The sequence below is a fragment of the Streptomyces sp. NPDC047917 genome, from assembly GCF_043204345.1.
Lineage (GTDB): Bacteria > Actinomycetota > Actinomycetes > Streptomycetales > Streptomycetaceae > Streptomyces > Streptomyces sanglieri.
This window is the reverse complement of the sequence record NZ_JBIDCA010000001.1, coordinates 613062-627457: the sequence shown is the minus strand read 5'-3', so window position 1 is coordinate 627457 and position 14396 is coordinate 613062. Positions and strand designations below refer to the sequence as shown.

13 protein-coding genes are annotated in these 14396 nt (G+C 71.8%); 1 reads left to right on the top strand and 12 read right to left on the bottom strand.

Features of this window, described 5'->3' with window-relative positions; genetic code table 11:
- Positions 1–60: 60 nt before the first annotated feature.
- The 10 genes from ACGF8B_RS02780 to ACGF8B_RS02735 form a co-directional block, all read right to left on the bottom strand.
- Entirely contained in the window at positions 61–474 is a 414-nt protein-coding gene (locus tag ACGF8B_RS02780; RefSeq protein WP_392734115.1) for a DUF3151 domain-containing protein, read from the bottom strand.
- A 58-nt stretch (positions 475–532) separates the two neighbouring features.
- Complete coding sequence (locus ACGF8B_RS02775; protein ID WP_392734113.1) at positions 533–2095, bottom strand: MFS transporter; 1563 nt, start codon at positions 2093–2095, stop codon at positions 533–535.
- A gap of 62 nt (positions 2096–2157) precedes the next feature.
- Positions 2158–2961: an ankyrin repeat domain-containing protein gene (locus tag ACGF8B_RS02770; protein ID WP_392734110.1), complete on the bottom strand. Its 804-nt coding sequence runs from the start codon at positions 2959–2961 to the stop codon at positions 2158–2160.
- A gap of 11 nt (positions 2962–2972) precedes the next feature.
- Positions 2973–4148 (bottom strand): MalY/PatB family protein, encoded by a 1176-nt coding sequence (locus tag ACGF8B_RS02765; RefSeq protein WP_392734108.1) that lies wholly within the window; start codon positions 4146–4148, stop codon positions 2973–2975.
- 91 nt (positions 4149–4239) lie between these two features.
- Positions 4240–5262: a class II fructose-bisphosphate aldolase gene (fbaA, locus tag ACGF8B_RS02760; protein ID WP_392734106.1), complete on the bottom strand. Its 1023-nt coding sequence runs from the start codon at positions 5260–5262 to the stop codon at positions 4240–4242.
- A 219-nt stretch (positions 5263–5481) separates the two neighbouring features.
- Entirely contained in the window at positions 5482–6021 is a 540-nt protein-coding gene (pyrE, locus tag ACGF8B_RS02755) for an orotate phosphoribosyltransferase (protein WP_392734104.1), read from the bottom strand.
- Positions 6022–6051: 30 nt separating this feature from the next.
- Entirely contained in the window at positions 6052–6879 is an 828-nt protein-coding gene (locus ACGF8B_RS02750) for an aldose 1-epimerase (RefSeq protein WP_392734102.1), read from the bottom strand.
- 25 nt (positions 6880–6904) lie between these two features.
- Entirely contained in the window at positions 6905–7861 is a 957-nt protein-coding gene (locus tag ACGF8B_RS02745) for a carbon monoxide dehydrogenase (RefSeq protein ID WP_392734100.1), read from the bottom strand.
- Positions 7862–7988: 127 nt separating this feature from the next.
- Positions 7989–9587 (bottom strand): polyamine aminopropyltransferase, encoded by a 1599-nt coding sequence (locus ACGF8B_RS02740; RefSeq protein ID WP_392734097.1) that lies wholly within the window; start codon positions 9585–9587, stop codon positions 7989–7991.
- 84 nt (positions 9588–9671) lie between these two features.
- Positions 9672–10193: a DUF2617 family protein gene (locus ACGF8B_RS02735; protein ID WP_342282583.1), complete on the bottom strand. Its 522-nt coding sequence runs from the start codon at positions 10191–10193 to the stop codon at positions 9672–9674.
- 733 nt (positions 10194–10926) lie between these two features.
- Here ACGF8B_RS02735 and ACGF8B_RS02730 point away from each other — a divergent pair.
- Entirely contained in the window at positions 10927–12096 is a 1170-nt protein-coding gene (locus tag ACGF8B_RS02730) for a pyridoxal phosphate-dependent aminotransferase (RefSeq protein WP_392734095.1), read from the top strand.
- Positions 12097–12168: 72 nt separating this feature from the next.
- Here ACGF8B_RS02730 and ACGF8B_RS02725 read toward each other — a convergent pair whose 3' ends face one another.
- Positions 12169–12729, bottom strand: coding sequence for a YbjN domain-containing protein (locus tag ACGF8B_RS02725; protein WP_392734093.1), 561 nt, complete (start codon positions 12727–12729; stop codon positions 12169–12171).
- A gap of 109 nt (positions 12730–12838) precedes the next feature.
- Positions 12839–14092, bottom strand: a complete 1254-nt coding sequence (locus ACGF8B_RS02720) for an MFS transporter (RefSeq protein ID WP_392734091.1) — start codon at positions 14090–14092, stop codon at positions 12839–12841.
- Positions 14093–14396: the final 304 nt, after the last annotated feature.

The window sequence follows — 14396 nt, the reverse complement described above, 5'->3', positions numbered from 1 at the left end:
CGCACCACCACCGTCCGCGGGGTCCGGCCGATCCGGGCCCGGCCGGTCCGGACCCGGCTGCTAGCCGAGCGTCTCGGCCGCGGTGGGCGAGGAATCACGCAGGAACGTCGCGCAGCGCTCGTACTCCTCCTGCTCGCCGATCGCCCGCGCGGCCCGCGCCAGGGCGTGCAGGGCGCGCAGGAAGCCGCGGTTCGGCTCGTGCTCGAACGGCACCGGGCCGTGGCCCTTCCAGCCGGCCCGGCGCAGCGCGTCGAGGCCGCGGTGGTAGCCGGTGCGGGCGTAGGCGTACGACTCGACGACGCGGCCACCGTCGTACGCCTCGTCGGCGAGCTGCGCCCAGGCGAGGGAGGAGGTCGGGTACTTCGCGGCGACATCGGCGGGGGCCGTGCCGTTCGCCAGCAGCTCGCGCGGCTCCGGGTCGTCGGGCAGATGGGTCGGGGGAGGTCCCCCGAGCAGGTTCTCGTGGATCGACATGGGTTCAAGTGTGCCTGGCGCGCACCCGCCGGGGGTACCCGGGCACCGGCGTGCGCGGTCAGCTCGCGCCCGGTTCCCGCTCCTCCTCGTGCGCCGGTTCCAGGGGCGGCGCGACGATCCCGCAGTGCACCGTGCACTCGGGCCGCGCCTGCTCCTCCTCGCCCACCGCGACCAGGGGCTTCCGTACGGTCGCCCAGGCGATCCCGGCCCCCAGCACCAGCAGCCCGGCACACATCGGCATGGCCCGGCGGAAGGTCGCGGCGAACTCGCCGGCGTTCCGGTAGGCCTCCGGGCCCATTCCGGCGAGCAGCGGCAGCGCGGCCACCGCGATCAGCCCCGCGGCGCGGGCGGCCGCGTTGTTGATCCCGCTGGCGAGACCGGCCCGGGCGGTGTCCACGGAGGCCAGGACGGTCGCGGTGAGCGGTGCGACCAGGGTGACCAGCCCGACGCCGAGCACGGCGACCGCGGGCAGCACATCGGTGAGGTAGCCGGAGACGGTGTTCGACCCGGGCCCGACGCGCAGCATCAGCAGCATTCCGGCGGCGGCGATCAGCGGCCCGGCGGTGAGCGGGATGCGGGGCCCGATGCGCTGGCCCAGTTCGCCCGAGGCGGCCGAGAAGAGCAGCATCAGGACCGTCGACGGCAGCAGCGCCGTACCCGCGCCGAGCGCCGAGTAACCGGCCACCACCTGGAGCTGGATCGCCGAGAGGAAGAAGTAGCCGCCGAGCGCCGCGTACACGCACAGGGTGATCACATTGACGGCGGTGAACTGCCGGGACGCGAAGACCGAGGGCGGCAGCATCGGTTCCGCCCGGGTCCGCTCCACCTGTACGAAAGCCGCCCCGAGCAGCACCCCCGCGACGGCCGCCCCGATCACCGCCCCGGACGCCCCCTGCCCCGGCGCCTCGATCAGCGCGTAGGTCACCAGGGCGAGGGCGAGCGCCGCGAGCACGGCGCCCAGCACGTCGAAGCGCCCGTGCGCGTGCGGGTCGCGCGATTCCGGTACGTGGCGCAGCGCCACCGGCACGCAGACCGCGGCGAGCGGCACATTGAGCAGGAACACCCACCGCCAGCCCGGTCCGTCGACCAGATATCCGCCGACGAACGGCCCGACGGCGGCCCCGACCCCGCCCAGCCCCGACCACAGCCCGACCGCGCGGGCCCGGTCGTCGGGGTGGAAGCTCGCCTGGATCAGGGCCAGCGAGCCGGGCGTCAGGAGCGCCCCGCCGATGCCCTGGAGGGCGCGGGCGGCGATCAGGACGACGGCGTTCGGCGCCAGTCCGCACAGCACCGACGCGGCGGCGAACCAGACGACCCCGACGACGAAGACCCGCCGCCGCCCGTACCGGTCGCCCAGGGCCCCGCCGAGGAGGATCAGCCCGGCGAGGGTCAGCATGTAGGCGTTGACGGTCCACTGGAGTGCGGCCAGATCGGTGCCGAGGTCCTTGCCGATGCGGGGCAGCGCGACGTTGATGACGGTGGAGTCCAGCATGGCCATGCTGGAGCCGAGAACGGTGGTCAGGACGACCCAGCGCCCGGCGGCGGAGGCGACACGGATGGCTCCCGGGTCCGCCGCACCGGCTGCGTCGGCTGCGTCGGCTGCATCGGCTGCATCAGGCATACGAGCAGCATCCCCGCTCCGCACCGGGAGGGCCATCGGGCAACGGCCCCTACCGCGCCGGGTCAGCCGGCCAGGTCGATGGACGGGCGGCTGTCACCCGCTCCGTTCCAGTCCACCCGGAAGCCGGCTTCGCGGAACGCCGCCACGACGAGTTCACCGGCCTGCTCCGTCTTCCGGGCGGAGCCGTCCGGTGCGCCCCAGAACGCCAGGAAGAGGCGCCCCGTCGCACGGGCGCGCTCGGCGTCCTGGCCCGTGTAGTAGCAGAAGCCCACCAGGCCGTCCGGACCGGAGTCCCGCCCCTCGGCGGCCTCGGAGCAGTCGTCGAAGCCGTCGGACTGGGTGGTGCCCGCGTCGGCGAGCGCGACGAACCCGGCCGCGTCCAGCCCGTCCAGCACCTTCCCGACCCGCTTCCTCGCCTCGCGCCACTGCGCCCGCGACAGCCTCCGCTCCGGCGCGGGAGCCTCCTCGTCGGGTGCCGGCGGCTCGATCCCGGCGGCGGCCGCCAGCAGCGCGGCGACCTCCGGAACCCAGGCGTTGACGGTGATGTGGTTGCCGTGGCCGTCGGTGACGTCGGGATCCGCCCCACGGGCGATCAGCAACTCGACCGCCTCGGGCGACTGCGAGAACTCGGCGGCGAGATAGAGGGCGGTACGCCCGTCGCCGCCCGGATGCCCGACGGGCGCACCGGCGTCCAGCAGCGCGCCGAGCACGGCGGCCGCACGGACCGGGTCCGCCTCCGCACCCATCGCGGCCCGGTGCAGCGGACTCCACCCCCGCTCGTCGACCGCAGCGACGTCGGATCCGGCGTCCAGCGCGGCCCGTACGGCCGCGAGATCACCGTTGTGCGCGGCCTCGAACACATCCACCGGCGGCATGCCTACGACGCCCGTGCCGTCACCGCCCGCACACCCCGGATCAGCGCCTCCACCCCGGCCTCCGCCTTGGCCCTCGGGCACCCCACGTTCAGCCGGACGAAGCCCTCCGCGCCGTACACCCCGCCCGGCATCACCGCGACCTTCTCCCGCTCGATCAGCACCCGCTGCAACTCCGCGTCGCCCTCGATCCCGGCGGGCCGCAGATCGATCCAGGCCAGATAGCCGGCCTGCGGCGGCCGCCATCCCAGTTCCGGGAGGGCCTCGTCCAGCCTGCGTGCGACCAGCGCCAGATTCCCGGCCACGTACTCCCGCAGCGCGTCCAGCCACGCCGCCGACTCCCGGTACGCGGCGATGTGCGCGGTCAGCGACAGCACCGCCGGGGAGGCGAGCCCCTCGGCCGTCTCCATCCGGCGCAGGAACTCCGTCCGGTCGGCCGGATCGCCGATCAGCCCGTACGAACCACTCAGCGCCGGGAAGTTGAACGCCTTGGACGCGGAGGTGATCAGCGCCCAGCGACCGCCGCCCGCGACCCGGGTCCACGGCACATGCGTCTGCCCCTCGTGCACGAAGTCCGCGTGTATCTCGTCGCTGATCACCGCGACCCCGTACCGCGCGGCGAGCGACGCCGTCTCGTCCAGCTCGGCCGCCGTCCACACCCGGCCGGTCGGATTGTGCGGGGAGCACAGCACCAGGACCTTGCTGTCGGGGCGGGCCAGCTCGCGTTCCAGCGCGGCCCGGTCCCCCACCGGCACGCCGCGCAGCTCGCGCCCGAGCCCGGTGATCGCCTTGCGGAAACCGTCGTACGTGGGGGTGTGGACGACCACGCCCTCGCCCGGCGACGTCCACATCTGCAACAGCTGGGAGAGCTGGCTGAGCACGGAGGGCGCGTAGACCAGCTGCCCGGTGTCCACGTCCGTGCCGTACCGGGTCGAGTACCAGTGGGCTATCGCCGAACGGAAGTCGTCCTGCCGCCAGTCGGTGTAGCCGAACACCCCGTGGTCGAGCCGGGAGCGCAGCGCGCCCAGTACCTCCGGGGCGGTCTCGAAGTCCATGTCGGAGATGGTGAACGGCAGCAGCCCGTCCACCCCGAACCGGTCCGCCACCCCGTCCCACTGGACGCACCAGGTGCCCCGGCGGTCGACGACGGTGTCGAAGTCATAGCGCGCGCTGGAACTCACAGCGACCCCTTCATATGCGTCTGTCGGACATGCCGTGGGCCCGGCACCCCACGGGGTACCGGGCCCACGGCCACACACTTCGTACCGGCTGCTACTTCAGCTTGGTGCCGGTGGAGCGCAGGTTGGCGCAGGCCTCCGTGACGCGCTTGGCCATGCCCGCCTCGGCGGACTTACCCCAGCTGCGGGGGTCGTAGACCTTCTTGTTGCCGACCTCGCCGTCGACCTTCAGCACACCGTCGTAGTTGCGGAACATGTGGTCCACGATCGGGCGGGTGAAGGCGTACTGGGTGTCGGTGTCGAGGTTCATCTTCACGACGCCGTTCTCCAGCGCGGTGGCGATCTCCTGCTCGGTGGAGCCGGAACCGCCGTGGAAGACGAAGTCGAACGGGGACGTCGAACCGTACTTGGCGCCGACGCCCTCCTGGAGGTCCTTCAGCAGCTCGGGACGGAGCACGACGTTGCCCGGCTTGTAGACGCCGTGGACGTTGCCGAAGGAGGCGGCCAGCAGGTAGCGGCCCTTCTCGCCCAGGCCGAGCGCCTCGGCGGTGCGCAGCGCGTCGTCGACGGTGGTGTACAGCTCGTCGTTGATCTCGTGCGTGACACCGTCCTCCTCGCCGCCGGTCGGGGTGATCTCGACCTCAAGAATGATCTTGGCGGCGGCGGCCTTGGCCAGCAGCTCCTGGCCGATGGCCAGGTTGTCGGCGAGGGTCTCGGCCGAACCGTCCCACATGTGGCTCTGGAACAGCGGGTTCTCGCCCCGGGCGACGCGCTCGGCGGAGATGTCGAGCAGCGGACGCACGTAGCCGTCCAGCTTGTCCTTGGGGCAGTGGTCGGTGTGCAGCGCGACCGTGACGTCGTACTTGGCGGCGACGATGTGCGCGAACTCGGCCAGGGCGACGGCGCCGGTGACCATGTCCTTGTTGTACTGGCCGCCCAGGAACTCCGCCCCACCGGTGGAGATCTGGACGATGCCGTCGCTCTCCGCCTCCGCGAAGCCGCGCAGTGCAGCGTGCAGGGTCTGGGTCGACGTCACATTGATGGCCGGGTAGGCGAACTTGCCTGCCTTCGCCCGGTCGAGCATCTCGGCGTAGACCTCGGGGGTTGCGATGGGCATCTGACCGCTCCTTGGGATATGCGGGTGTGCGTGCTGGTTCCCTGACCTGGGGGCGACGTCATCGTCGCCCCCATCTTCCCAGACTCTCGCTCCGGCTCCACCCGGCCCATCGCCCTGGCGTTCGGGCGCACCGGACGCAGGCATGCGGAGGGGGTGGGCGGTTTCACGTGAAACCGCCCACCCCCGGAAGAAACCGCAGGTCAAAAGCCAGACATCGGCTCAGGCCAGGTCGAGATCGGCCACCGAGTAGACGTGGACGTACGGCAGCCCCGCCTCGGCGACGGCCCCAGCCGCGCCCCGCTCCACGATCACGGCCACGGCCACGACCTCGCCACCGGCCTCGCGCACCGCCTCGACGGCCGTCAGCGGCGAACCACCGGTGGTCGAGGTGTCCTCCACCACCAGGCAGCGGCGGCCCTTCACGTCCGTGCCCTCGATGCGGCGCTGCATCCCGTGCGCCTTCTGCGCCTTGCGGACGACGAACGCGTCCAGCTCCTGCCCCCGCGCGGCGGAGGCGTGCAGCATCGAGGTGGCGACCGGGTCGGCGCCCAGCGTCAGCCCGCCCACGCAGTCGTAGTCCAGCTCGGCGGTGGCGTCGAGCATGACCTGACCGACCATCGGAGCGGCCTTGCCGTCCAGCGTGATGCGGCGCAGGTCGATGTACCAGTCGGCCTCAAGACCCGAGGAGAGGGTCACCTTGCCGTGTACCACGGCCTTGTCCTTGATCTGCTGGAGCAGGTCAGCACGTACGTCAGTCATGGCTATGAGCTTAAGGCCGCGCGTCTCACATCAACTTTCCCCGACTCCGATGCCGGGCCGGAGCCGGCGCCAGCTCCACGTCGTCGCGATCTCCAGCGGATCGATCGGGGTGACGTAGCGGGGTGCGGTGTTCAGTCCGTTCGGCGGGCCGGACTGCGGCTCCACGCAGACCGCCTCGTCCTGCTCGTCGTAGATCACGACCCACTCGGTCCTGCTCTTCACGGTCAGTTCCAGCTGCTCCGGCCAGGTGAGTGTCACCTCGACACCGTCCGGCATCCCGAAGCAGTCGTCCCAGGGGCCGCTCAGGGGCGGGATGCGGCGGCCGGTCGGCAGATGGTTCTCGCCCCGCTCCTCCTGCCAGGCCGCGTCGAAGGCCAGCTCCACGTCCTTGCCTCCGCCGCCGAGGTTGCGCAGGAACCAGGGGTGCCAGCCGGCCTGCGCCGGGAACGAGTCCCCGTAGGTCTCGATGCCGAAGGCGAGGGTGAGTGAATCCTCGGCCAGCTCGAAGGTCTGGGTGACCCGGCCCGGATACGGCCAGGGGTCGGCGAGGTCGTAGTAGAACGACGCCTCCCGCTCGCCCAGCCGGGCGGTGCGCCAGGCGCTGTCCCGGCCGGTGCCGTGGATGGCGTGCGGCGGGGAGTTCAGCGGCAACCGGTGCGGGACGTCGCCGTTGTGGAACAGCCCGTTCTCGGTGCGACCGCACCACGGCACCATCGGGAAGCAGCCGTACCGCTCCCCCTGCCGCAGCAGTTCGGTGCCATCGATCCGCAGGCTGTCGATGCGACAGCCGTTGGCGGGACTCACGGTCAACTCTGTGTCGCCGACGGACAGCCGGACGTCCTTCTCGCTGCTACTCACCGGACCGACACTACTGGCGCGAGGGCTACCGTCGCCGCCTCAGCGCCCGGGTCACCACCACGGCGGACGCCAGCGCGAGCGCGGCGGCCGGGGCGACCCAGCGGAGCGTGGCGCCCGCAGTGGTCGAATCGGGTGACGGGACGGGGGCGTACCGGCCGCGCGGCGGCGCGTGGTCGACCTCCTCGGCGCTGCGGCCGATCATCGTCCGCCTGGCGTGCGCGGCCTCCGCCGGAAGGTCTTCGGGGGTGGTGAACCCCGCCTCGGACACCGGGTCGAGCGACGGCGGAGGCACCGGCGCGTCGAAGACGGATCCGGTGCCCGGAGGGTTCCCCGGGGCCTCGGACTCGCCCGCCGCGGGGGCCTCGTCGGCCGTGGCGTCATGGGTGGGCGGCACATCGTCGGTACCACCGGCCTCCGGGACGGCGTCGTGGGCGGTGGCCGCGCCGGTCGTGTCGGCCTCCTCGGCCGCCTCCTCGATGGCCTGCTCCACGGCCTCGCCGAGCGGCCCGTCCGGTTCACCGCCGGTCGCCAGCGTCTCCGTCACCAGCTGCTGGGCAAAGCGGTCCAGCAGCCGGTGGGCCGCCGCGAGCGCCGCCGCCGCGTCCAGCTCCAGGATCCGGCCGTCGCCGCTCGCCGTACCCGTGAAGGCGATCACCGTGCCGCCGTCGCGCTCGGTCAGCCCGATCGTCAGGCTCAGCTTCACCGAGCCGCTGCCCCGGGCCTCGGCACCCTCGCCCGTCACCAGGACCCCGGCCCCGGGCGCGCCCTCCGGGCCGTCCTGCGGCGCATCGGTGAGCCGCAGCGCGCCGCGGTAAGTGATCGTGTGGCCATCGACCCGGATCCTGAGCCGGCCGGACAGCGGGCCCGCGGACGCGTCGGCGTCCTGCTGCAGACCCGGCACACAGCGCGCGACGCGGGCGGGGTCACCCAGCGTCCGCCTCAGGGACGGGACCGGAACCGGAACGAACACCTCATGCTCCATGGAAACCGAGCCTACTCAGCCCCGGCCGTCACGTCAGCGGTTCCGCCCCCCGAGACCCCACCACCCCGGATGGCCACCACCCGCCCACCGCTCCCCCGGGGCCCCGCCGCCCCACACCACCACCCGCTCACCGCTCCCCCCAGTACCGCGGATGCACCAGCGTCGACGGCTCCAGCCCCGGCAGCCGGTCGTGCTCCGTGCGCCGCCCCGCGTCCGCCAGCTCCGGCTCCGTCATCGACCGCAGCTCCGGCGCGCTCCGGGCGAGGCCGAGCTTCGGCGCCTTTCCCGGGCCGGCCAGCACGAAGCCCCAGCCGTGCGTGCGCTGGGCCCGGTGCGTGGCCCGGTCGGGTCCGGCCGCGGAATCGGCCAGCCGGCCGTCGATCCGGTACGGGCGGGTACGCAGGCCCGCCGCCCGCATCGACGCCTCGACCGTCCAGAAGGTGCGCGGCCGGGACACCGAGGGGCCTCCGTGCACCACCACCCGGCCGCCGGGCGCGAGCGCCTCGGCGACCAGGCCGTAGAACTCCGCCGAGTAGAGCTTCGTGCTGGTGGAGATCCCGGGGTCGGGCAGATCGGAGATCACCACGTCGTAGCCGCCGTGCGCCGCCCGCAGCCAGTTGAAGGCGTCGGCGGTGACGGCGGTGAGCCGGGGGTCGCGGAACGCGTGGCCGTTCAGCTCCGAGAGCGCCGGGTCGGTACGGGCCAGCCGGGTGACGCCCCGGTCCAGCTCGACCACGGTGACATCGCGTACGTCCGGGTAGCGCAGCACCTCCCGGGCGGCGAGGCCGTCACCGCCGCCCAGGATCAGCACACGGGCGTGCGGCCCGTTCATCGCCGGGTGCACCAGCGCCTCGTGGTAGCGGTACTCGTCGCGCGCGCTGACCCGCAGCCGGCCGTCCAGATACAGGTCCAGGGAGCTGCGGCCCGATCCGGTCAGCACCACCTCCTGGACCTCGGTCTGCACCGCGACCCGCACCGCGCCCCCGTACACCGCGCGCCGCGCCGCCCGCTCGAAGTCGTCGACCAGCGCGGTGGCGACCGCCAGCACCGCGATCACCGCCACGTTGAACACGATCAGCAGCCACCGCGAGCGCGGGCCGAGGTCCCGCCGGAACACCCACAGCACCAGCGCCCCGCCCGCCGCCGCGTTGACCGCGCCGGTGAACAGCGCCCCGGTGAGCTGCCCGAGCATCGGGAGCAGCAGGAACGGGAAGGCGAGCCCGCCGACCAGCGCGCCCACGTAGTCGGCGGCGAAGAGATCCGCGACGGCGCCGCCCGCGTCCTGCCGGTCGACGCGCTGGATCAACGTCATCAGCAGCGGGATCTCCGCACCGATCAGGATCCCGATCATGAGCGAGAACCCGACCAGGGCGTACCGCGACTCCCCGATCCAGGCGAACGACGCGTACAGCACCAGCGCCGAGGAGCCGCCGACGAGCGCGAGCGCCGCCTCGATCAGCCCGAAGCCCACTGCGGCACGGCTGCGTAAACGTTTCGCGAGAAGCGAGCCGACGCCCATCGCGAAGACCATCACGGACAGCACGACCGAGGCCTGGGTGACCGAATCACCGATCAGGTACGAGGCGAGCGCCACCAGTTCGAGCTCGTACACCAGGCCGCAGGCGGCACAGACGAAGACAGCGGCGAGCACGAGGTACCGACCGGTCCTCGGCCGTACGGGAAGGCATGCCGCGCCCCCTCGCAGCGACACCTGCTGGTCGATCATGATGCGAACGCTACGTCACGATTACGTGGCAGCCTGTCACCCACAAGGGTGTAAGTGGCGTGCTCACAACGAAGTTGGGGCCACTCAGAACGCAGCCGCCGGCATCCGCACTCCCACTCGGGTGCGCGTCACCACCAACTGCCCCTCCTGCGGGTACGCGTGCCAGGTGCGCCACCGCACCTGGCCCTCGGTCCGCTGGGCGAGCATGGCGGTGAAGGCGTGCGGGCTGCCGGGGAACGTCCCGGCGAGACCCTGCGGGTGGTCGGCCACCAGCGCGAGCAGCTCCTGCGCGCGCCCCGCGAACGAGCCCTCCGAGAGCGTCTCGACGCGCGCCGCGAATTCGTACTCCCATTCCCCGAGGCGCTTGGAGACACCGAGCGGGAGCGGGGTGCTGCTCCCGGGGATACAGGCGACGGTTTCGGAACAGGTGCCGCGGTCCTCTTCGAGAAGCACCTGGTGGGAGGCGCCGAGCAGGCGCAGCTGAAGCCTGGCACCCGCGAGATCGAGATCGAGCACGGCGAGGGCGGGGAGCGGTTCGCGCCCCAGCGCCCAGGCCAGATCGGCAGCACGGGTATCGGAATAAGCCGTCTGGAGGGTCGTGAGCATGGGTCGGCTCCGCAAGCATGCATGGACGCATGGACAGGGGACGCTCCCGGCGCGATGCGCGTGGGAGGTGGGTAGCGCCCGATCAGGTCCAACTGGGGTCCGAGGGCTGAATGTTCTCTCAACCGAGGGAACCACGAATAAGTCACATCCACAGCGTTTTTACCCAACTTGCCGTGGTTTCCATCCCCTCGGGGGCCTCCCGGTTCATCTGTTCACCGGCAACTCACGGAATGCCCAACAAAAAGGTGTCCGGCGGGAGTTCACCCGCCGGACACCTTCAAAACCAGCCGTCCGGATCAGCTTCCTCCGCCGCATCCGCCCCCGCCGCCGCACGAGGAACCGCCACCGCACGAGGAGTGTCCGCCACCGCACGAATGACCACCGGAGTGCCCCGAGTGCCCGGAGTGCCCGCTTCCGCAGGACGAACCACCGCCCCCGTCGCTCCCGGCCCACCAGCCGCCCCCCGCGCTGCCGCTCGCGGCCCCCCGCCGCACACCGCGCCTGCCCGCCTTCGACCGGTTCCCGGCGCGAACCAGGACCGAGACGAACAACACGATCAGAACGACCGCGACCACCACACCGAAGAGAACACCCACCGACCCCACGCCCTTCCGTCCCCCGAAGCGAGGTCCCCCGCTTCCCTGCGCCTTCTGCGTGTGTGGGGGATGCCCCCGTCCCCGAACGGCCAAAGCAGACTTGAGCAACTCCAGAGCTTTTGAGCAGGATGACAGCCATGACACAGGGACGACCGCTGCTCAACCGCCGCCTCGCCGAGTTCGGAACCACGATCTTCGCGGAGATGTCGGCGCTTGCCGTACGGACCGGCTCCATCAACCTCGGCCAGGGCTTCCCCGACACCGACGGCCCCGAAGAGATCCGCGAGGCCGCGGTCCGGGCGCTGCGCGACGGGCACGGCAACCAGTACCCACCGGGTCCCGGCATCCCCGAACTGCGCACCGCGATCGCCGACCACCAGCAACGGCGCTACGGCCTCGCCCACGACCCCGACACCGAGGTCCTGGTCACCGCCGGGGCCACCGAGGCCATCGCCGCGTCCATGCTGGCGCTGCTGGAGCCCGGCGACGAGGTCATCGCCTTCGAGCCCTTCTACGACTCCTACGCCGCCTGCATCGCCATGGCGGGCGGCCGTCGCGTACCGCTGACCCTCCGCGCCCCGGACTTCCGCCCCGATCTCGACGCCCTCCGGGACGCGATCACCCCCCGCACCCGGCTGCTGCTGCTGAACAGCCCGCACAACCCGACGGGCATGGTCCTCACCCGCGAGGAACTCACCACGATCGCCGGACTGGCGGTGGAGCACGACCTCATCGTGGTCACCGACGAGGTCTACGAACACCTGGTCTTCGAGGGCGAACACATCCCGCTGATCTCACTGCCCGGCATGCGCGAGCGCACGGTCGCCATCTCGTCCGCCGGCAAGACCTTCTCGTACACCGGCTGGAAGGTCGGCTGGGTCACCGCGAGCGCCCCGCTGGTCGCCGCGGTCCGGACCGCCAAGCAGTATCTGACCTATGTGAGCGCGGGTCCGTTCCAGTACGCCGTCGCCGAGGCGCTGCGCCTGCCGGACTCCTATTTCGAGGGATTCCGCGCCGACCTCCGCCGCAAGCGCGACCTGCTCGGCGACGGCCTGCGCGCGGCCGGGTTCGACGTCCACCGGCCCCAGGGCACGTACTTCATCACCACCGACATCACGCCCTTCGGCGAGAAGGACGCCTACGCCTTCTGCCGCGCGCTGCCCGAACGCTGCGGCGTCGTCGCCGTCCCCAACTCCGTCTTCTACGACGACCCGGACGCCGGCCGCAGCCAGGTGCGCTTCACCTTCTGCAAGAAGGAGGACGTCCTGCGCGAGGCGGCCGGCCGGCTGCGGCGCCTGGCGCCCTGAAACCGGCCCACCCCGGGGCGGCGGTCGCGCGGACCGCTGCCCCGGGGTGGGGTGTCACTGCCGTACGGGGGCTCAGGCGCCCGGGGCGTCGTCGCCGTCCTCCGACGCCTTCTCCTCGGCCGGGGCCAGGCCCAGGCGCTCCTGCAGCCACTTGTCGAACTCGATCGAGGCGCGCACCCAGCTGACCGTCGACGAGACGAAGTGCTCCAGGCTGACGCCCGTACCGATGAGCATCTGCGCCTCACCGATCAGACGGACCGAGACCTCGGTCTCCTCGGAGCCCTCCTCTGGCTCGTGGGTGTGCGTGTAGACCTTGGGCCACAGGGTGCGGCGGTTCCAGTCGTCGATCGCGTCGAGCAGGACCGGACGCTGGTCCGCGGCGTGCGGGCGGTCGTAGAACGTACGGACCGAGAAGACCTGCTGCTCGTCCTCGCCCCGGAACATGAAGTACGTCCGGAAGTCCTCCCACGGCGCCGCGAGGTCACCCTCGTCGTCGACGACGTACTTCAGCTCCATCTGCTCAAGAAGCTGCTTGACGAGGTCCTGGTCAGGGACAACGGGGCCCTCGGGTCCTGCCGCCTGCGGTTCGGGCTGGCCCCCGAAATTCGGAATCGAGGACGGATCGATAGACATCGCTGGGTACTCCTGTGGATCGCACGTGGTTTCCTGCCGACGACCCTAGCCGCGTTTCGCGGCCAGGGGGTCTTCCAGGGCCTGTCGGCCACGATCGGCCGGACATGCCCTAAGCACTACGGGGAGTCGTCTGCTCGTCCGACACCCGTGCCCGCGCCCAGGCGGAGGCGGCGAGAATCGCGCACAGCACCCCGAGGAGTCCGGACGCGCCGATGGTGTTCGCCGACGAGCCGGTCAGCTCCGTCGCCACACCCCCCGCGGCGACACCGATCCCCTGCATGGCGGTCACCCCCGACCTGGCGAGTCCCAGTGCCTGGCCACGCCGGTCGACCGGGGTCAGGAGCACGAAGGTGGCGCCGGCGGTGATCTGGTAGGCGGAGCACACCCCGGCCACCAGCAGCAGGAACATGGCCACGGCCACACTGGGGTCGAGCCAGTAGACCAGGAGCGGCAGATTCGCGCCGATCGCCAACGGACCGAGCAGACGGCGCCGCGACTCGTCACCGACCTTGGCCCGGCCCAGCAGCGCCGCGCCCAGCACCATTCCCGCCGGATGCGAGGCGAGCAGCAGTCCCACCGAGTAGGCGCCGCCGCCGGCCTCGTCCGCGAACGGGGCCGCCAGCCCCTCCGGCAGGACGATGAAGCCCGCGAGCCACCCCAGCGCCAGCAGCGACCGGAGCCTGCGGTCCGACCAGATCAGCGCCGCCGCACCCCCGACCTGCGCACCGAGCCGCGTCTTGCGGGCGTCGGCACTCGCCGAGGGGCGGGCCTTCACACCGGTCCTGATCAGGGTCGCCGAAAGGAGGAAGGTCGCCGCGTTCACGCCCAGGGAGAGGTTGCTGCCCAGCCACGCGGCCAGCAGACCGCCGCCGGCGAAGCCGACCAGCTGTCCGACCTGATGGGTGATCTGCATGACCCGCTGGCCGCGTTCGTACCTCTGCGTGCCGAGCACGGTGGGCAGCAGCGCGCCCTGGGCGGCGCCGAAGGGCGCCTCGGCCAGCTGCGCCAGCACCAGCAGCCCGGCCAGCAGCGGCAGGGGCATCCCGGGCAGCGCCATCAGCCCGACCAGCACCATCCGCACCAGGTCGCAGCTGATCATGACCGTACGCCGGGGGAACCGGTCCGCCAGGCCGGACAGGAGCACCCCGGACAGCAGCGCCGGCAAGGTGGTCAGCGCATACGTCGCCGCGGTCCACCCCGGCGAGTCGGTGCGTTCGAACACGAGCAACGACAGGGCCACGCGTGCCAGTTGGTCACCCAGGATCGACTGGGCGTAAGCAGCCCAGAGGGTACGGAATTCGCCAAGGTGAAAGAGATTGTCAGATCTGGGCTTTTTGAGCCCCGGATTTATCTCATCGCCCATCCGCTCGTTCATGCGGGCACGCTACAGACTGTCCAATTCGGGCCCCAATCCTGCTCGCGGGCGGGCCGTGAAGGACGCTCCGGGGTGTCCTGATTATTCGCACACCACCGGGCGCGCACTGTCCTCGTCCGAGCGGAACTCCCTTGTCAAGGGCGGGTGATGCGGCCCGGACGGAGCCGGTCGAGGGGCTGCCGCCGCCCAGTACGAGAACAGGCGTTTGGCGCAATATCGATGTTGAACAATGGATCACCAATGACGGCGATGATTCCCACCATCCCGTTCCAGGCGGAATCACCGCTTTCTC